The 17,993-nt window shown below is 29.7% G+C and carries 21 protein-coding genes and 7 pseudogenes; all 28 read right to left on the bottom strand.

The genetic code is table 11. The features are described 5' to 3' along the window. Window positions 1-2: 2 nt before the first annotated feature. On the bottom strand, window positions 3-458 hold the full coding sequence (locus PL321_RS14830; protein ID WP_273962531.1) for a CD1247 N-terminal domain-containing protein: 456 nt from the start codon (window positions 456-458) through the stop codon (window positions 3-5). A gap of 64 nt (window positions 459-522) precedes the next feature. Beyond that, window positions 523-1,080: an elongation factor P gene (gene efp / locus PL321_RS14825; RefSeq protein ID WP_273962530.1), complete on the bottom strand. Its 558-nt coding sequence runs from the start codon at window positions 1,078-1,080 to the stop codon at window positions 523-525. 48 nt (window positions 1,081-1,128) lie between these two features. After that, window positions 1,129-2,148, bottom strand: a complete 1,020-nt coding sequence (locus PL321_RS14820; protein ID WP_273964601.1) for a M24 family metallopeptidase — start codon at window positions 2,146-2,148, stop codon at window positions 1,129-1,131. 32 nt (window positions 2,149-2,180) lie between these two features. Further along, entirely contained in the window at window positions 2,181-2,633 is a 453-nt protein-coding gene (gene aroQ / locus PL321_RS14815; protein ID WP_273964600.1) for a type II 3-dehydroquinate dehydratase, read from the bottom strand. 354 nt (window positions 2,634-2,987) lie between these two features. Beyond that, complete coding sequence (locus PL321_RS14810) at window positions 2,988-3,560, bottom strand: TIM barrel protein (RefSeq protein WP_337960861.1); 573 nt, start codon at window positions 3,558-3,560, stop codon at window positions 2,988-2,990. A gap of 22 nt (window positions 3,561-3,582) precedes the next feature. Beyond that, the gene (locus tag PL321_RS14805) at window positions 3,583-3,792 is read right to left on the bottom strand and encodes a shikimate kinase (protein ID WP_273962529.1); all 210 of its coding nucleotides are present in this window, start codon (window positions 3,790-3,792) and stop codon (window positions 3,583-3,585) included. Between the two features lie 170 nt (window positions 3,793-3,962). Continuing rightward, entirely contained in the window at window positions 3,963-4,067 is a 105-nt protein-coding gene (locus PL321_RS14800) for an AAA family ATPase (protein ID WP_273962528.1), read from the bottom strand. A gap of 65 nt (window positions 4,068-4,132) precedes the next feature. Next, window positions 4,133-4,492: a hypothetical protein gene (locus tag PL321_RS14795; RefSeq protein ID WP_273962527.1), complete on the bottom strand. Its 360-nt coding sequence runs from the start codon at window positions 4,490-4,492 to the stop codon at window positions 4,133-4,135. Further along, window positions 4,482-4,808: a hypothetical protein gene (locus tag PL321_RS14790; protein ID WP_273962526.1), complete on the bottom strand. Its 327-nt coding sequence runs from the start codon at window positions 4,806-4,808 to the stop codon at window positions 4,482-4,484. The genes PL321_RS14795 and PL321_RS14790 overlap by 11 nt, the downstream gene beginning before the upstream one ends. Before the next feature lie 43 nt (window positions 4,809-4,851). Next, window positions 4,852-4,899: pseudogene (locus tag PL321_RS21665) on the bottom strand (prepilin-type N-terminal cleavage/methylation domain-containing protein); the annotation flags it as partial. 19 nt (window positions 4,900-4,918) lie between these two features. Beyond that, window positions 4,919-5,083: a hypothetical protein gene (locus tag PL321_RS14785; protein WP_273962525.1), complete on the bottom strand. Its 165-nt coding sequence runs from the start codon at window positions 5,081-5,083 to the stop codon at window positions 4,919-4,921. A gap of 17 nt (window positions 5,084-5,100) precedes the next feature. After that, entirely contained in the window at window positions 5,101-5,325 is a 225-nt protein-coding gene (locus tag PL321_RS14780) for a type II secretion system protein (protein WP_273962524.1), read from the bottom strand. A 178-nt stretch (window positions 5,326-5,503) separates the two neighbouring features. After that, entirely contained in the window at window positions 5,504-5,824 is a 321-nt protein-coding gene (locus tag PL321_RS14775; protein WP_273962523.1) for a prepilin-type N-terminal cleavage/methylation domain-containing protein, read from the bottom strand. Further along, window positions 5,803-6,560 (bottom strand): annotated as a pseudogene (locus PL321_RS14770) (prepilin peptidase). Before PL321_RS14770 ends, PL321_RS14775 begins: the two are co-directional and overlap by 22 nt. A gap of 74 nt (window positions 6,561-6,634) precedes the next feature. Next, window positions 6,635-7,015 (bottom strand): prepilin-type N-terminal cleavage/methylation domain-containing protein, encoded by a 381-nt coding sequence (locus PL321_RS14765; protein ID WP_273962522.1) that lies wholly within the window; start codon window positions 7,013-7,015, stop codon window positions 6,635-6,637. Window positions 7,016-7,078: 63 nt separating this feature from the next. Then, window positions 7,079-8,266, bottom strand: coding sequence for a type II secretion system F family protein (locus PL321_RS14760; protein WP_273962521.1), 1,188 nt, complete (start codon window positions 8,264-8,266; stop codon window positions 7,079-7,081). 21 nt (window positions 8,267-8,287) lie between these two features. Then, window positions 8,288-9,342, bottom strand: a pseudogene (locus tag PL321_RS14755) (type IV pilus twitching motility protein PilT). A 21-nt stretch (window positions 9,343-9,363) separates the two neighbouring features. After that, window positions 9,364-11,009: pseudogene (locus PL321_RS14750) on the bottom strand (GspE/PulE family protein). Window positions 11,010-11,144: 135 nt separating this feature from the next. After that, window positions 11,145-11,606, bottom strand: coding sequence for a YqeG family HAD IIIA-type phosphatase (locus PL321_RS14745; RefSeq protein ID WP_337961187.1), 462 nt, complete (start codon window positions 11,604-11,606; stop codon window positions 11,145-11,147). A 132-nt stretch (window positions 11,607-11,738) separates the two neighbouring features. Continuing rightward, window positions 11,739-11,972 carry a sigma factor-like helix-turn-helix DNA-binding protein gene (locus PL321_RS21660; RefSeq protein ID WP_443110666.1) on the bottom strand — a complete coding sequence of 78 codons (234 nt, stop codon included), beginning with the start codon at window positions 11,970-11,972 and terminating at the stop codon, window positions 11,739-11,741. Next, on the bottom strand, window positions 11,972-12,211 hold the full coding sequence (locus PL321_RS21655) for a sigma factor (RefSeq protein WP_443110799.1): 240 nt from the start codon (window positions 12,209-12,211) through the stop codon (window positions 11,972-11,974). Before PL321_RS21655 ends, PL321_RS21660 begins: the two co-directional genes overlap by 1 nt. Before the next feature lie 32 nt (window positions 12,212-12,243). Continuing rightward, window positions 12,244-12,402 (bottom strand): hypothetical protein, encoded by a 159-nt coding sequence (locus PL321_RS21650; RefSeq protein WP_443110665.1) that lies wholly within the window; start codon window positions 12,400-12,402, stop codon window positions 12,244-12,246. 178 nt (window positions 12,403-12,580) lie between these two features. Then, window positions 12,581-13,215, bottom strand: a pseudogene (udk, locus tag PL321_RS14735) (uridine kinase). Window position 13,216: 1 nt separating this feature from the next. Then, window positions 13,217-14,440 (bottom strand): peptidase U32 family protein, encoded by a 1,224-nt coding sequence (locus PL321_RS14730; protein ID WP_273962519.1) that lies wholly within the window; start codon window positions 14,438-14,440, stop codon window positions 13,217-13,219. Then, a pseudogene (locus tag PL321_RS14725) lies at window positions 14,437-15,095 on the bottom strand (O-methyltransferase). The gene PL321_RS14730 and the pseudogene PL321_RS14725 overlap by 4 nt, the downstream one beginning before the upstream one ends. Window positions 15,096-15,143: 48 nt before the next feature. Further along, entirely contained in the window at window positions 15,144-15,953 is an 810-nt protein-coding gene (gene mltG, locus PL321_RS14720; RefSeq protein WP_273962518.1) for an endolytic transglycosylase MltG, read from the bottom strand. Beyond that, complete coding sequence (locus tag PL321_RS14715) at window positions 15,896-16,129, bottom strand: hypothetical protein (RefSeq protein WP_273962517.1); 234 nt, start codon at window positions 16,127-16,129, stop codon at window positions 15,896-15,898. Before PL321_RS14715 ends, mltG begins: the two co-directional genes overlap by 58 nt. Then, window positions 16,108-17,963, bottom strand: a pseudogene (typA, locus tag PL321_RS14710) (translational GTPase TypA). Before typA ends, PL321_RS14715 begins: the two are co-directional and overlap by 22 nt. Window positions 17,964-17,993: the final 30 nt, after the last annotated feature.

Here is a 17,993-nt window from a genome sequence, read left to right as displayed (position 1 = left end):
CCTCATTCTTTATGACAATCACATTCATCAGAATCACAATGACAGTGTTCAACAAAATATATTGGTTTATCACAGTTTGGACACACTATTTCTCCATCTTCATCTTCCTCTTCAAACATATCCTTATCTAAATAAACCTTTTCGTGGCAATTTGGACATTCTACCTCTACAAAGCCATTTTCATCAAATTCGTCATAATCTTCAAAATCTTCATCATAGTCCTCTTCATCATAGTCTTCAAAAATTTCATCTTCAACATCAGCTAAATCCTGATCAATTGCGTCTACATACTCATCCAACTCATTTTGATTTTCCTCAAGCATTTCGATAGATTCTGCTATATCATCTAAAACATCAATAATAGCAATAAGTAATCTTCCTTCTTTAGTTTCGTGAGTTATACCTAAGCCATCTGACAATCCTTTGAGATATGCCACCCTCTCCTTAATATTTTGCATATTTTTTCCTCCTTCATATATTAATTAACAGTGGCCGAAGCCACTGTTATATTATTATTATGCATTATACTCTTGACATATATTCACCAGTTCTTGTATCTATTCTAATAACATCACCTTGATTTATGAATAGAGGAACCATAAATGTTGCACCTGTTTCTACAGTTGCAGGTTTCATTGCATTAGTTGCTGTATCTCCTCTAACTCCTGGTTCTGTTTCAACAACTTCAAGTTCAACAAATGTTGGTGGTTCAACTGAGAATGCTTCACCCTTATAGAACTTGATTATAGCATTCATATTTTCCTTTAAATACTTAATTGCATCCTCAACCTTTTCATAGTTAAGTGGAACTTGATCATAAGTTTGAGTATCCATAAAGTAGTAAAGAGTACCATCGTTATATAGGTATTGCATTTCTTTTCTTTCTATAACTGCTTCTGGGAACTTTTCTGTTGGGCTGAAGGATTTTTCTATAACTGCTCCTGTAACAACATTCTTAAGCTTTGTTCTAACAAAAGCAGCACCCTTTCCTGGTTTTACGTGCATAAATTCAATAACAGTATAAACTTGTCCATCCATCTCAAAAGTTGAACCTTTTTTGAAATCTCCTGCTGTAATCATTGTATATTATCCCTCCATAGTAAATTTATAGTTAAATTATATTATAAACTATAGTTCTATTAGATGCTTTGGTGATTTTGAGAGAACTCTATATCCATCTTCAGTAACAAGAACTAATTCTTCTATTCTTACTCCACCAAAGCCAGGTATATATATGCCTGGTTCATCGGTTATAACCATTCCAGCTTCTAAATTAAACTTACTTCTATAGTTAACAAAAGGTAACTCGTGTACTTCTCTTCCTACACCGTGGCCCAAACCGTGACCAAATCTTTCGCCATATCCTCTTTCTACTATAATATCTCTGGCAATTTTGTCAAGGTCAAAACAACTAATTCCAGGTTTTACAGCCTTAAGTGCAGCTTCATTTGCCTCTAAGACAATGTTATATATTTCTTTTTGTTTTTCATTAGCTTTTCCAAGCACTATAGTTCTTGTCATATCTGAACAGTAACCTTTGTACACGCATCCAAAATCAAGAGTAATAAATTCTCCTTCTTTTATTACTTTCTCTGAAGCTGTACCGTGAGGCAATGAAGACCTTGTTCCTGATGCAACTATAGTTGGGAATGATAAAGCTGATGCACCCATCTTTTTCATAAAAAATTCTAATTCTAAAGCAACTTCAATTTCAGTCATTCCAGGTTTTATAAAATTTAAAATGTGTTCAAAGGCTTTATCTGCTATATTAGCCGCCTTTTCTATTAATTTTATTTCTTCTTCATCCTTTATCATTCTTATCTTTTCTATAGTTTGTTCAAGTTTTACTATTTCTACTCCTTCAAGTTTTTCCTTATATGTAATATAATCTGAAAAAGACATTCTGTCTTCTTCTACACCAAGTCTTTTAATATTATGTTTATCAGCTAATGTTTTTATAAAATCGTGAATTGGTGGCTTATACTCTAAAACTTCAAAACAATTAACTTCGTTTTGAGCTTGTTCTGTATATCTTGAATCAGTTATGAAGTATGACTTTTCCTTTGTAATGAATAGGAAACTATCATCTCCTGTAAAGCCACTTAAATAATTTCTATTTTCATCCTTATAAACTAAAGCTGCATCAATATTTAATTCATCAAATTTGTTTAAAAATAGTTTTAATCTTTTTCAGTCATTTTTGCTACCCCTATATCTTTTATTGCCAATAAGGCTATTTTATAACCTACTTCTTTTAAACCTGTTATTACTCCAATACAAGCAGGAGCAGTAACTGATTTTTGTCTAAACTCTTCTCTTGCATAAATGTTTGTAAGATGTACCTCAATTGTCGGTTTATCTATTGATCTTATACAGTCATACAATGCATAGCTATAGTGGGTATATGCACCTGGATTTATTATCAATCCATCTGCCTGTTTATAATTATCCTGTATGTAATTAATTAGTTCCCCTTCTACATTACTCTGATAAATATCAACCTCAATATTAAATTGTTCTGCACATTTTTTAATGTAGGAACACAGATCATTATAACTTAAACTGCCGTAAATATCCTTTTCCCTAATACCTAATAAATTTAAATTAGGACCATTTACAACTAAAACCTTCATAATATCACCCTTAATATACAATAACAATAGTATTTTAGCAGATTATTGCTCAGAATGCAAACTATAGTTTAATTTAGTAAGATATTCTATATAAATTTTTTCATTTCCAGTGAGTCTTCAGCCATATTTTCTCTGGATTCGCATATTATCCTTGGTGATATTTTTCTTTTAATAAGTACTTTAGCTAAAGGGTCAAATTCTGGTCCATATTGAGTATCCTTAAAAGTCCAGTGCTTTTTTCACCGGCCTCTGTAAATTCTATTCTACTAAAGTGGCAGTGTAAATTATCTAATCTATAGCTTCCTAATGCTTTTTCTATTCTGTCAAATATAAATTCATAATCTTCTATTGAATTTATTGCACCTCTTCAAGTGCGTGTATGTGTCCAAAATCAACTGTCGGTATTAATGTTTCATCTAATTGGCATATTTCTAAAATTTCATCAAGTGTACCTAATTGATTCCTTTTACCCATTGTTTCAGGACAAATAAATATCTTTCCGTAAAGATTTAACTCCTTTAATACACCTATAGATATTTTTATTGCTGATGCAAAATTATTAAAGGCTTCTCTTCTTGTATTTTTGCCAACAGAACCTGGATGCAAAACTACACGGTCTGCCTTCATTTTATCTGCAAGTATTAATGTTTTTCTTAAGTATTCCTGTGATTTAGCTTGTATTTCTATATCAGAACTACCAAAATTTATATAGTATGGGCTATGAATAGAAAGAAGTATACCATTTTCTAAAGCTTCTTTACCTATCTTTTCAGCAGTTTCAAAGCTTATGTTTATACCTCTTCCAAAGGAATACTCATACGCATCAAGTCCCTTTTGTTTTAACCACTTTGGCATATCTACAGAAGATTTATACCCCTCATCGTAGAAACTTTTTGAATTACCTGATGGTCCAAATTTTGCTGTCATATTATCCTCCCTCTATATGTGTTTAAATATATGGTTTGCATATTTCTATTATTTTATCAATCGTTTCTTCTAATACCTTGTTTTCTACTTCATAATCACAGTATTTTTTATATAAATCGATTCTTTGGCTATAAAGTTCATATAATTTATCTTTATTTGTTAAAAGAGGTCTACCTTCAATATTTAAGGTTTTACTTATATCATCTAAATTTCTATTTATAAATATTATCACACCTTTTTTCTTAAATTTAATATATTGTTATAGTTTAAAACAACGCCTCCTCCAGTTGAAATAATACATCTTTCTTTTTTGATATATTTTCAATAACCTTTGATTCTTTGTCCCTAAAGTATTGTTCACCTTTTTAAACATTTCCTCTATAGTTTCTCCATAGGTTTCAATTAAAATATTATCCGTATCAAAAAAGGTATACCAAGTTTTTGAGCCAATATTCTGCCTAAAGTTGTTTTACCACATCCTGGCATACCAATTAGAACAATATTCATACTTCATCTCCTTTATTTTAATTTATATTTTTAACACAAAAGTTTTCTATATTTATAACTGCTAATTAATTTTTATAACTTATCTCTCTATATATTGATTTTATATATGTACCGCATTTGCCCTTAACAGATATAGTATACTTCTTTTCATATTTTTTATTTTTAAAAATAAGTTCGACACTGTTGTTATTATCAAAATTTAATACCAAATATCTATCTATTGCTTTTTCGCCTTCCATTTCAATAATATTTCTATACGCATAAATTAAGCCCGCTTCAGCATTATTATGGGCCTGCTCTGATAAAAGTGTGCTATATTGTATCCTATTAGAACTTATCAATATAGATGTCGTCATAAATATTAATGTAATTAGTAAAAATGCAATTAAAATATAATATATTACTATATTTCCTTTACTTTTCATAACCTTCACCAACAAAACAAGTATATATGTTATCAATATTTGATTTTATTGTTACTTTATATAATCTATCCGTAATTTTCTCAATATAAGCATACTCTATATCTGGAACAATCTGTTGTGAATCTACTTTAAATCTTAATATCCCATTTTTAATATATAAAACACTTCCATCAGAAGTCTTAAAAATCTCTATCCTATTATTTTTATAAGAATTTATTAATTGTATCCTATCGGTTCTTATTTTATCTGATATAAAATCAAGGGCAATATTAACATTTATTACATCTGAATTACTTTTATTTAGTTCTTTGTTCACACCTAAGGAAAAACTAAAAAGTCTAATGATATAAGTACTATTATTAAAAAATAAAAAGAGCTACAACTGATTCTATCAATGTAAATCCTTTTTATTCATTATACAATCACCTATTTATAGCTATTAAGTTCTATATAATACCCAGTTGTCCTATCAGTAACCTTAACATTTACTCTATATAGATTAGTATCTAAGCACCTAAACTCAAGGTTAACCATAAATCTTTTATTATTGTCCTTATCTAAATTTGTTATATTTTCTTCAAGTGAATTCAATAGTTCATTTGAAGAATCTAAAAAATAGTATAGTTAACATCTTTATAAAATTCACTGTTCTTTTTATACATCTCACAAAGGGACATTGCAATTAAATACATATTATAATTATCCTTACTCTTTCTTTGTAACATTACATTATTCGTATTAATATCAGCAATAACTGGAATTAAAAGGGCTATAGAAAATAATACAGCTAATACTTCTATTAGGGTAAATCCCTTCTTTTTAATCTTTATCATTTTACCTCCATAATCCTTGTATATCCTATTGTTAATGTAATATTTCTGTATTTATTCGCTTTCTTATCATAAATAGATATAGTACAGGCGTGTGGATATATACTTCCATTTGGTTTAAAAATGACTACCCCATTTTCAGGTATAGTACTTTTTACTCTGCTTATAATAAAATCATTATTTAGTTTTCTTTTTTCAACACCTTGCCATTTTGTCCTCCAATGTATACTTCATATCCATTATAATCGTGCATAGCTTCATCTAATGTAAAATAAACCTTGACTTCGTCTACTCTACTATTAATTGCTAACATTTTTGCCTCCTGCATATCAGCAATTATAGTATCAATTGTACTGTCTAAAAATTTTCTATTAAATGAATCGATATCTAAACTTATTATACTTAAGGATATGACTATAATTGCTATAGTACAAATTATTTCAATTAATGTATATCCTCTTTTTTCAATATATCCCTTCTTTAAAATAGTGATATATACCAATTAATAATTGAATCTCCAAATAACACAACAATCATTGTAGCTACAGCTATAAATGGTCCAAAGGGAATATAATCCTTTCTCTCTTTAATTTTAAGTAAAATAAGCAAACCTCCTACAATTCCTCCAATTATAAAGGATAAAAGGAGCATTAAAAATGTATTTACAAAACCTAAATAAATTCCTGAGAGTAGACATATTTCAATATCCCCTTCACCCATTGCCTTTGTTAAAAATACAATCACCCCTATAAATAATCCTCCAAGCAAACCTCCAAGCAAACTGTTTTTTATTGGAATATTTAAATAGTATTTTTCTATAACGGCAAAACAAATACCAAATATTATACCAGTTATAGTTGTATTAAAATAAACATCTGTAGTTAATAAATCAATAACACCTATAACAATTAAAAAACAAAATAATACAGCATATTTAAAGAAGGCAATACTAACACCAAACTTTAAAAACAATATTCCAAATAAAATAGCTGTAGCAACCTCAATAAGAGGATAAATAATTGAAATTTTTGGCCGCAGCTTCTACATCTTCCCTTTAATAAAGTATAGCTTATTACAGGAATCAAATCGTACCATCTTAGTCTATATCCACAATTTGTACAGTGGGATGGTGGATAGGCTATTGATTCTTCCCGTGGTATTCTATAAATACATACATTTAAAAAGCTACCTATAACCAAACCAAAAATAAATGAGAAAATTAAAAATGTAGTTTCCATAAACTCCCTCCGAAAGTGTTCTATATTATTAAATTATTTTTTAAACTACTACATACCTTTTAATCTTCTTCCCCTTATGGGTTTGAGGATGATTCTTGAGAAGGTTTTATAGTTCCCTCTTCAACTAATTTTTTCAATTCAGCTATTGTATATTTCTTTAGTTCTTCACTCTTTAATTTATTTATTATCTCTTTTAACCCCTCACCATTATTTAAATCTCTTTCTTTAATATTTTCAATCGTTAACTCATCACTTAATACTAAATCTGTCCCCTGAACAGAAGCATTATATAGCTCAATCGCATTTAGAAGCATTCTTGCCTCTGCTCTAAGCTTAGTATTATTTGCACTTACAGTATAGCTTGTAACTTCTGGTATTAAAGTTGCTGCTAAAATACCAATAATAGCTATAGCCACAATTACTTCAATTAGTGTAAAACCTTTTTTCTTTTTCATATACATACCTCCCTGTCAATAATTTCAATGATAATTATTGACAGGTTTTATATTTATTAAACTTTAAATGATACTTCTATAAATTTTAAATATTGGTAACATTAATGCCATAACTATAAAACCTATAAATACTGCTAAAGATAATATTAATACTGGTTCAACATAAATTAAAACCCTTTTAATATACTCATCCAACTCAAGATAGTAGTACTCAGACATATTTTTTAATGTCTTTTCTAAAGTTCCCGCTTCCTCCGAAGTCCTTAATACATTTACCAGCATTCTTGGAAGAAATTCAACTTCTCGTACAGATTCACTTAAGCTAACTCCCATTTGAAGCTTTAAAACTATTTCCTTTAACCTTTCCTTTATAAATCTATTTTCTATTATATCTACTAATATATCTATACCCTTTATAATTGGCACTCCACTTCTTGTTAGCATCCACAAAATTGATGTAAACTGCACCGATGTGTTAAGTATGTTTATTTTCTTTAAAATAGGAAGTTTAATATATAATAAGTCCTTAGTCTTTTTTAATAAATCAATTTTTTTATAAAAACTTGCTATAAAAATAAGTAAAAGCAAAGAAAATAAAATTAATTTCTGCCTTTCTCTTATAAAATTAGAAGTATTAATTATTATTTGAGTTGCTAAAGGTATCTGCTCTTTATTAAATTGAAGTATTATATTTGCAAACATTGGTATTATTTTATTAAAAATAAGAATCAAAATAGTTAATGTTAAAATAAATACTAACTTAGGATATGCTGTTGCCTGTCTTATACTTTTAATAATTGTATATTGCCTAAAATAGTAATCTGAAAGCATTCTAAAGGTCTCCTCTAAATTGCCACTTAGTTCACCAACCCTAATCATATTAATAAAAAAATTGGGGAACCTCTTAGTATCCTCAAAGGCCTCAGATAAGTTTGATCCTGACTGTATCTTCTTATAAATACCTTCAAAGATTTCTTTTAAATTATTATCAGATTGTTCAATCAAAAGTTCTATGGTTCTTAAAATATCTAAACCTGATTGGCAAGCAATATAAAACTGTTTACTAATAAAATAAAAATCTCTATTGCTTAATTTCCTTTGAAATTTAAAACTTTTATTTTTTATTATAAAAATAGGATAGACACTGTTTCTACTTAAAACAGTGTCTTGATATTTACCAACTTCAATTTTAAATAATCTATCTGCCGTTTTACCCCGTATTGTTTTTACTCTACTAAAGTATTTTGGCATACAAACACCCCACAGCCAAAACTATAAATTAAGCAATCTCATAACAATATCACTATCAACTGAATAGTTAAGTGCATCATCATAGGATATTAACCCTTTTTATAAAGCTCAACCAATGACATATCCATAGTTTTCATTCCATACTTAGCACCAGTTTGAACTGCTGAATCTATTTGATGGGTTTTTCCTTCTCTAATTAAATTTCTTATAGCTGGAGTTGCAACCATTATCTCCATAGCACAAACACGCCCATTACCATCTGTTTTTTTATAAGTTGCTGAGAAATTACCCCTCTAAAACTGCAGAAAGCTGAACTTTTATCTGCTGCTGTTGGTATGGTGGGAATACATCCACTATTCTATCAACTGTTTTTGATGCACCTATTGTATGTAAAGTTGATAAAACTAAATGTCCTGTTTCAGCAGCTGTTATCGCGATTGAAATGGTTTCTAAATCTCTCATCTCACCAACTAATATTACATCTGGGTCCTCCCTTAATGCAGCACGTAAAGCATTAGCATAGGATTTAGAATCGTGTCCAATCTCTCTTTGATTGACTATACTTTTTTATGCTTATGAAGATATTCTATTGGATCTTCAAGTGTTATTATATGGCAACTTCTATTTTGATTAATTTCATTTATCATTGCAGCAAGTGTTGTAGATTTACCACTACCTGTAGGGCCTGTAACTAATATAAGTCCACGCGTCTTATTAGTAAGCTCCTTAAGTACAGGTGGCATATTTAGCTTTTCTAAAGTTGGAACTTGAGCTGCAACTAATCTAAGAGCCATTGCATCACTACCTCTTTGTCTAAAAGCATTTACTCTAAATCTGCCAACTCCCTGTATTGAATATGAAAAATCTAATTCTCCAGCCTCTTTATATTTTTCATATTGTTCTTCACTTAAAACCTCCTTAACATATTGTTCTGCCATTTCTGTTGTAAGTCTTTCTTCTGTTATTTGTACTAATGAGCCATTTACTCTTGCGGTTGGTGGAATTCCAACTGTAATATGTAAATCTGATGCTCCCATTTCTACTACTTTTTCTAATAAATCCTGAAATTTAAGCATATCTATCCTCCCTTTGTACCCCTAATCAAGATTTGAAATTACTTTAACCATTTCTGCTACAGTGGTTATTCTTGATAAAACCAATTCCCTACAAGAATTTTTCAAAGTTTTCATACCTTTATTAATACACAAATCCCTTAATATGTCAATATTATGATTTTTAATTATCATATTTCTAATATCTTTATCAACTTCAACTATTTCAAATACACCTATTCTTCCTATATATCCACTGTTGTTGCACTTCCTACACCCCATCCCTTTGCTTAACAAAATATCTTCCTTATTATCAATTTCTAATATTTTCTTTTCATAATCTGTTGCTGTATATTCAACCCTGCAATAGGGACAAATTTTTCTAACCAATCTTTGTGCAATTATTCCCTTTAATGCACAGGAAACTAAATATGGTTCAACTCCCATATCAACAAATCTTAAAATTGCAGAAGGAGCATCATAAGTATGTATAGTACTTAAAACTAAATGTCCTGTTATTGCTGCTCTTAGTGCAATTCTTGCTGTATCTAACTCTCTAATTTCTCCAACCATTATTATATCAGGATCCTGTCTTAAAACTGCCTTAAGGCAATTATAAAAGTCCAAACCTATCTTAGAATTTATATTTATTTGATTTATTCCATCAATCATATATTCAACAGGGTCCTCTATAGTAATAATGTTTTTACTTTTTTATTTAAATCATTTAAAATTGAATATAGAGTTGTTGTCTTTCCACTACCTGTTGGGCCACATATTAAAATCAAACCACTATCCTGAAGAATCAATCTACTTACAATTTCTTCTTCATACTTATTAAAACCCAATTCTGTTCTATTCAAGTATAAATTATTCTTTCTTAAAACTCTAATTACAATTTTCTCTCCGTGAATTGTTGGTATTGAACTTACTCTAAAATCAATAAGATTCGAGTCTATATTAACTACAATTCTTCCATCTTGAGGCAATCTCTTTTCAGAAATATCCATATTTGATAATACCTTTATCCTACCTATTATAGGTTGAGCTATAGATAAAGATAAACTATACATTTCAACCAGTTCTCCATCTATTCTAAGCCGTATTTTTAGGCTATCAACCATAGGTTCAATATGAATATCACTGGCATTAAAATTAACTGCTATGCGTAGAATATCATCAATTAAATTGATGACAGGTGAATTGTTAATCTTAATTTGTTGATCATAGGAATAGTTGTTTAATTTACCTGTAGACTCCTTAACTTTATCTGCTAAATATAAAATCTTTCTGGTCTTATAATACTTATCAATATGGTATCTAATATCACTTCTTTTGCATAAATATAAATTAACCTTCCTTTTTGTCACTTCTTTAATCGTTTCAATTACATTATCATTAATATGCTTATATATTGCAATGCAAATATTTTCAGCCTCTTCATTAAAGGGAAAAATAGAATGTTCAAAAACTAATTTATAGGGCACTAAATCAATTGCTTTTTCATTAATAAATGTTTTATGTAAATCTATTACTTTAATATCTAAATTAAATTTAATTTCTTCTAATAGCTCCTCTTCGAGAATAAAACCCAAGTCTAAAAGTGCATCTTCCGTAGAACAGCCATTAATTTGCTTGTATACTTTTAGCTCTTCAAGTTTATTTCTATCTTTTATAATTTTATTTTCCACATTATATAAAACTCCTGTGCTATTCAAAATATCGCCTCCCAAAACAAACTATATAAATTATGCACAGGAATTCTATAAGTCAAACTTCTAAAACTCATAATACATTAAATTTCTTTTTATTTTTTTTCTAATCTTCTAAAAACTTAGTTGTAAAAATTCCTTTGAATCTATAGGATCAACAAGAATTGTTTTTATACCGACTCTTTTTCCACCTAATATATCAGTAAATATTTGATCACCAATAACACAAGTTTCATCTATTTTATTATCAAAGAGTTTTAGGGCTCCTAAAAATTTTATCTTCATAGGTTTTATACCAAACCCTGTATAGTATAAAATCAATTCATTATTAATAAAATTTTTGACTCGTTTAGATGAACTATTTGAAAGCAGGCATACTCTAAAACCCTCTTTTAAAAGATTATTAATAAACATTTGGCCTCTCTCGTCAATTTGCTTAGTACCCCAACTAACTAATGTATTATCAATATCTAATATTAAATTTTTTATATTTAATTCCTTTAGCCAATTTATGTCTATATCATATAAACTTTTAAAATAATAGTCTGGCTTTAATAAATTCTTCATACTTACCACCTTAATCCTTATTTTTCTATATTTTATCAAATTATTAACTAAATGTCTAAGAAAATCATAGAAAAAGTGCCTTGAACAATATGTTCTTGGCACTTTATAAACTTATATTCAACTATCTTTGCATTTCCTTAGCTAATTTCTTAAGGGCTCTTTTTCTATCCTTGATACATAACTTCTTGATATACCTAACATCTGTGCAATTTCCATCTGTGTCTTAGGTTCACCAGTTAAACCATACCTAAGCTTTATTATTATTTTCTCTTTTTCCTCTAAAACTTTATCAATGATTCTATAAAGCTTTCTTATAGAAATTTTACTTTCAACTTCATCTAATATTTTATCACTTTCAGTACCTAAAACATCCATTAAACAAATTTCATTTCCTTCTTTATCAACACCAATTGGATCCTGTAAATAGACTTCAGTTTTAACCTTTTTACAGATCGCATATACATCAGTATCTCATTTTCAATACATCTTGCAGCATACGTTGCAAGTCTATTTCCCTTATCATAATCAAAGCTTTCAATAGCTTTAATCAAACCAACAGTACCTATTGATATTAAATCATCTGAATCCTTCCCTATAGGTCCAAATTTTTTAATTATATGGGCAACTAATCTTAAATTCCTTGTAATTAATTCTGCCTTTGCTTCTTGGTTGCCATTTTTATATTCACTGAATAATTTTTTTCTTCTTCTTCAGTGAGGGGTTTTGGGAATGAGCTGCCATTTGTTATATACCCTGCAAGTAGAAATAGTCCATCTAAAAAGCTACATATAGTTTCAATTATCAATTAAACACCCCCTGATAGGCCTATGTACATTATATGCATCTCAGGAGGGTTTTGTTACTCTTTATCCTATGTATATTTTAATTATACCACAAATAATTTAAAATAAAAATACATTTTTAAACATTTCAAACATAAAGCTCTATAGATGGTTTAACACACCTTCTATAGAGCTTTATAATTATCTTAAACCCTGTTTTCTTCTAACAATCTCATTAACTTTTGCTATCATTATGTCTATGGCAACTTTGTTATATCCACCTTCTGGTATTATTATATCAGCATATCTCTTTGTTGGTTCTACAAATTGTAAATGCATAGGTCTTACAACATTTATATATTGGTCAATAACTGAATCTAATGTTCTTCCTCTTTCTTTGATATCTCTCTTAATTCTTCTTATAATTCTAACATCAGCATCAGTATCAACAAAAATCTTTATATCCAGCATATTTCTAATCTCTGGTTCAACTAAAATCATTATTCCTTCTAAAACAATTATATCCTTAGGTTCTACTCTAACAGTTTCCTTTTTCTTGTATGATTTGAAAAATCATATATAGGCTTGTCTATTGCCTCACCCATTGATAATTTTTTAAGATGCTCAAGCAATAATGCTGTATCAAAGGCATCTGGATGGTCGTAATTTGTTTTTGTTCTTTCTTCAAATGAAAGATGACTTTGATCCTTATAGTAGTTATCCTGTTCAATAACTGCTATACTCTCTTCTGGAAGACTGCTATAGATCTCCTGTGCAACTGTACTTTTACCAGAACCTGTTCCTCCTGCAATACCAATAATTATAGGTCTACTCATTTCAATCCCCTTTCTCTTTTACCAACATATCGTATGGCTTTAGTTCTTTTTCTGATTTAATTTTATATATCATCTGTGGATGAGGTGCAACTTCAATTTCTTGTCCTTCCTCGTTCCACATATCATCTAATATTAACTCAAAATTTGGCCCCTTTGATGTTAATATTTCAACCTTTTCACCTTTAAAAACTCTATTTCTCTGCTCTATTGTTGCTATTTTTGTATCTTTATCATAATCTAAAACAAGCCCAACTATGTCGTGCGTTCTAATATAAGAGGAGCTATCATATATTTGTTTTTGCGGTTTACCAAAGTAAAAACCAGTAGAAAACTCCCTATGGCTTGATTTTGACACATCTTCAAGCCACTTAGGATTAAATTTATAATTATCTCCTAATTCATAATAGGAATCTATTGCTTCTCTATAGGCTTTAACAACTGAGGCAACATAATAGGAACTTTTCATACGCCCCTCAATCTTAAAGCTTGAAATACCTGCTTTAATAAGCTCTGGTATATATTCTATCATACACAAATCCTGAGAGTTCATAATATAAGTTCCTCTTTCGTCCTCTAAAATAGGGAAATACTGTCCTGGTCTTTTTTCTTCAACTAAATAATATTTATACCTACAAGGATGTGCACACATTCCTCTGTTTGAATCTCTATTTGTCATATAGTTTGAAAGTAGACATCTACCTGAATAGGATATACACATAGCTCCGTGTACAAATGCCTCAAGTTCTAATTCCTCTGGTACTTTATCTCTAATTTCTCTTATTTCATCAAGAGTTAGTTCTCTTGCTAAAACAACTCTACTTGCTCCTAATTTATACCAAGTTTCTGCAGACTTATAATTTGTATTATTGGCTTGAGTACTTATATGTATCTCTAAATCAGGAGCAACTTCCTTAACTATTGAGAAGATCCCTAAATCAGAAACAATTACTGCATCAACATTTATTTCCTTTAGAGCTTTTATATATTCTGGAAGACCTATTAAGTCATTATTATGCGGAAATATATTTATAGTAACATAAACCTTTTTTCCTAAATTATGAGCAAAATCTATTCCTTCCTTCATTTCTTCAATAGTAAAATTATCAGCCATAGCTCTTAAGCTAAAGTTTTCTCCTCCAATATATACTGCATCAGCACCATATATAAATGCCGTTTTCAACTTTTCTAAATTACCAGCAGGTGCTAAAAGTTCAACCCTCTTCATTGCAATTCCTCCTTTATTTTGGTGCTCAAGGCTACCCCATCTCCAACAGGAAGAACAACTGTTTCAAATGATGTTGAATCAGAAATTTCCTTAAGATACTTACGCATTCTTTTTACAATTGTTATTTTTCTTCTTATAAGTAATTCATTTGAGCAAACCATACCTCTAAATAAAACATTATCTGCAAATACAATTCCATTTAACTTCAAAAGCCTATTTATCTTGTTTAGCATTTCACTATAGTGTCCCTTTGCCCCATCAATAAAAATCATATCAAAACTACCTTCTATGCTATCTAATACCTCAAGTGCATCTCCTTTAATTATCTTTATATTATCCTCAGCATTTGCTTTTTTATGTTATCTAAAGCAATGCTGTACATTTTCTCATCTCTTTCAATAGTAACAATTTCACAGTCACATCCTGCAGCATCAGCCATCAAAAGAGCTGAATATCCAATTGCAGTCCCAACCTCAAGAATTCTTTTTATATTGTTTGCTTTAATTAAAACCTTAAGAAACTGTGCTACTTCCTTATGAACAATCGGAACATTATTTTCCTCTGCATATAGCCTTAATTCATTTAGAAATTCATTTCTTTCTACTATTAAACCTCTTATATAGTCTTCAACATAATCGTGCACTATTTTACTCATAATCTCCTCCATAAACAGAAGATAATCATTTATTGCTGTGCTTTTTTCTTAAAAACTCATTATAAGAATTCGTAAAAAATGACTACCATCCTTTTTATTTTCATCAACTAAAAAATACAAATAGTCAACATCTGCTGGATTCAATGCTGCTTCTATTGAAGCTAAACCTGGATTGCAAATAGGTCCAATAGGCAATCCTTTGTAAATATATGTATTATATGGTGAGTTTATCTTTAAATCGTCAAAGGTTAGTTTTTCTTTTGTTCTACCTAAAGCATATTGAACAGTTGCACAGGACTCTAATTTAATATCCTTTTGTAATCTGTTATAAAAAACTGCCGCAATAATAGGTCTTTCTTCCTTAACCTTAGCCTCTCTTTCAACAATAGAAGCTAATCTTATTACATCATCTAAAGTCATACTTTCATTTTTTATTTTTCCTTTAATATTCTTTTTATAAACATCATCAAATCTTTTTAGCATTATATTTATAATTTCATAATTAGACATACCCTTTTTAATTTCATATGTATCAGGGAAAAGATAGCCTTCTAACCTTGAAGGTCTATCCTTTATCCCTACTAAAAATTCATAGTTAAAATTTCCTTCCTGAGCTTCTTTTAAAAATGAATCAGAATCCTTTATTACATCTAAACTTTTTAGTTTTTCTGCAATTTGTTTTACAGTAAATCCCTCAGGTATAGTCACCATAATAATATTTTTATCTGTTTCCCCATTATTTATCATATTAAATATTTGCTTAAGGGACATAGTCTGATTAAATTCATAGGGTCCAACATTCAATTTGATATTATTAAATTTAAAATAATACTTAGTAAAAATATAACTTCTGACCAAGCCCTTCTTTTTAAGTTTTTAGCAACAAAATCTATGTCTGCCTTTGTTCCAATTCTAAAATCTACTCCTTTATTATTTGTTTGTGAAATTGGAACGTTTATCAAATAGTAGATACCACCTAAAATAACTGCCACAACAAAAATAAATAATATAGTTATTTTTTTATAGTTACCCATAAACCCATAAACCTCCTATTGTTTTTTCTGGCAGCTTCCCTCTTTCTCATTGTTGGATCTAATACTTTTTTCTCATCCTTATACTTTGTGGAGTAACTTCAATAAGCTCATCTGATGAAATAAGTTCTATGCACTTTTCTAATGTTAATTCCATTGGAGGTGATAACTTTAAAGCTTCGTCAGAACCTGCTGCTCTCATATTAGTTACGTGCTTTTTCTTGCATACATTAACATCTATATCTTCATTTCTTGAGCACATTCCAACAATCATACCTTGATATACAGGTGTACCTGGTGTTATAAATAACGTTCCCCTCTCCTGTGCATTATATAGTCCATAAGTTACAGCCTCTCCTGTTTCAAAGGCAACAAGCATTCCTCTACTTCTTTCTTGTATATCCCCCTTGTATGGCTCATAACCATTGAAAACGTGATTCATAATTCCATTTCCTTTTGTATCAGTTAAAAACTCATTTCTATATCCTATCAATCCTCTTGCAGGTATTTTAAACTCCAATCTAACATATCCATTAATTGCTGATGTCATATTCACCATTTCAGCTTTTCTAACACCCAATTTCTCCATAACAGCTCCCATAAATTCCTCAGGTACATCAATTGTTAAATATTCTATTGGTTCGTGTAGAATTCCATTTATCTCTTTATATATAACCTGTGGTTTAGAAACTTGGAACTCATAACCTTCACGCCTCATAGTTTCAATCAATATAGATAAATGTAACTCTCCTCTTCCTGAAACTTCAAAGGCATCTGGAGAATCTGTCTCCTTAACCCTAAGTGCAACATTAGTTTCAAGTTCCTTAAATAATCTATCTCTAAGATGTCTTGTTGTTACATATTCACCTTCTTTTCCTGCAAAAGGACTATCATTAACACAGAATGTCATAGATAAAGTTGGTTCATCAATCTCAACAAAAGGAAGTGCCTCAACGTTTTCTATATCTGAAACTGTTTCACCTATATTTATATCACTTATACCAGCAACTGCAACTATATCTCCAACTACTCCCTCTTCTATTTCTTCCCTCTTTAGTCCATTAAATGTATATAATGTAACAACCTTTGCATTTCTTATACTACCATCTTTACCTATAACTGAAACCTGCTGATTTTTTCTTATTTTACCTCTATAAACCTTTCCTATTCCTATTCTTCCTACATACTCATTTGAATCTATAGTGGTTACAAGCATTTGCAATGGAAGATTAATGTCTCCCTCTGGAGATGGGATATTTTCAACAAGTGTTTCAAATAAAGCTTTTAGATTACTTGATTCTTCATCAAGTGAATATTTTGCAATTCCCTCTTTTGCTGAACAATATACTACAGGGAATTCTAACTGTTCATCATCTGCACCAAGTTCAATAAATAAATCTAAAACTTCATCTACAACCTCTGTTGGTCTTGCGTCAGGCCTGTCTATCTTATTTACAACAACTATTGGTTTAAGTTTTAGTTCAAGTGCCTTCCTTAATACAAATCTTGTCTGAGGCATTACCCCTTCAAAGGCATCAACAAGTAAAAGAACTCCATCAACCATTTTTAAAACTCTTTCTACTTCTCCACCAAAATCAGCGTGTCCTGGCGTATCCACGATATTTATCTTTATGTCATTGTAATATACTGAAGTGTTTTTAGCAAGAATTGTAATACCTCTTTCTCTTTCTAAATCATTAGAATCCATTATTCTTTCTTCGACCTTTTCATTACTTCTAAATATTCCGCTTTGTTTTAGCATTGCATCCACAAGTGTAGTTTTTCCGTGGTCTACGTGTGCAATTATTGCTACGTTTCTTATGTTTAAATTATTCATTTAAGTCCCTCCATAACAAAATAAATAGGA

It is taken from the genome of Caloramator sp. mosi_1 (assembly GCF_028622835.1).
Taxonomy (GTDB): domain Bacteria; phylum Bacillota; class Clostridia; order Clostridiales; family Caloramatoraceae; genus Thermobrachium.
This window is presented reverse-complemented; position numbering and strand designations above follow the sequence as displayed.

Coding starts and splice junctions, on each gene's coding strand:
- PL321_RS14830 (WP_273962531.1), bottom strand. CDS start 458: ATGCAAAATATTAAGGAGAGGGTGGCATATCTCAAAGGATTGTCAGAT.
- efp (WP_273962530.1), bottom strand. CDS start 1,080: ATGATTACAGCAGGAGATTTCAAAAAAGGTTCAACTTTTGAGATGGAT.
- aroQ (WP_273964600.1), bottom strand. CDS start 2,633: ATGAAGGTTTTAGTTGTAAATGGTCCTAATTTAAATTTATTAGGTATT.
- PL321_RS14810 (WP_337960861.1), bottom strand. CDS start 3,560: ATGACAGCAAAATTTGGACCATCAGGTAATTCAAAAAGTTTCTACGAT.
- PL321_RS14800 (WP_273962528.1), bottom strand. CDS start 4,067: ATGAATATTGTTCTAATTGGTATGCCAGGATGTGGTAAAACAACTTTA.
- PL321_RS14795 (WP_273962527.1), bottom strand. CDS start 4,492: ATGAAAAGTAAAGGAAATATAGTAATATATTATATTTTAATTGCATTT.
- PL321_RS14780 (WP_273962524.1), bottom strand. CDS start 5,325: ATGATAAAGATTAAAAAGAAGGGATTTACCCTAATAGAAGTATTAGCT.
- PL321_RS14765 (WP_273962522.1), bottom strand. CDS start 7,015: ATGAAAAAGAAAAAAGGTTTTACACTAATTGAAGTAATTGTGGCTATA.
- PL321_RS14760 (WP_273962521.1), bottom strand. CDS start 8,266: ATGCCAAAATACTTTAGTAGAGTAAAAACAATACGGGGTAAAACGGCA.
- PL321_RS21660 (WP_443110666.1), bottom strand. CDS start 11,972: ATGGATGTTTTAGGTACTGAAAGTGATAAAATATTAGATGAAGTTGAA.
- PL321_RS14730 (WP_273962519.1), bottom strand. CDS start 14,440: ATGAAGAGGGTTGAACTTTTAGCACCTGCTGGTAATTTAGAAAAGTTG.
- PL321_RS14715 (WP_273962517.1), bottom strand. CDS start 16,129: ATGGGTAACTATAAAAAAATAACTATATTATTTATTTTTGTTGTGGCA.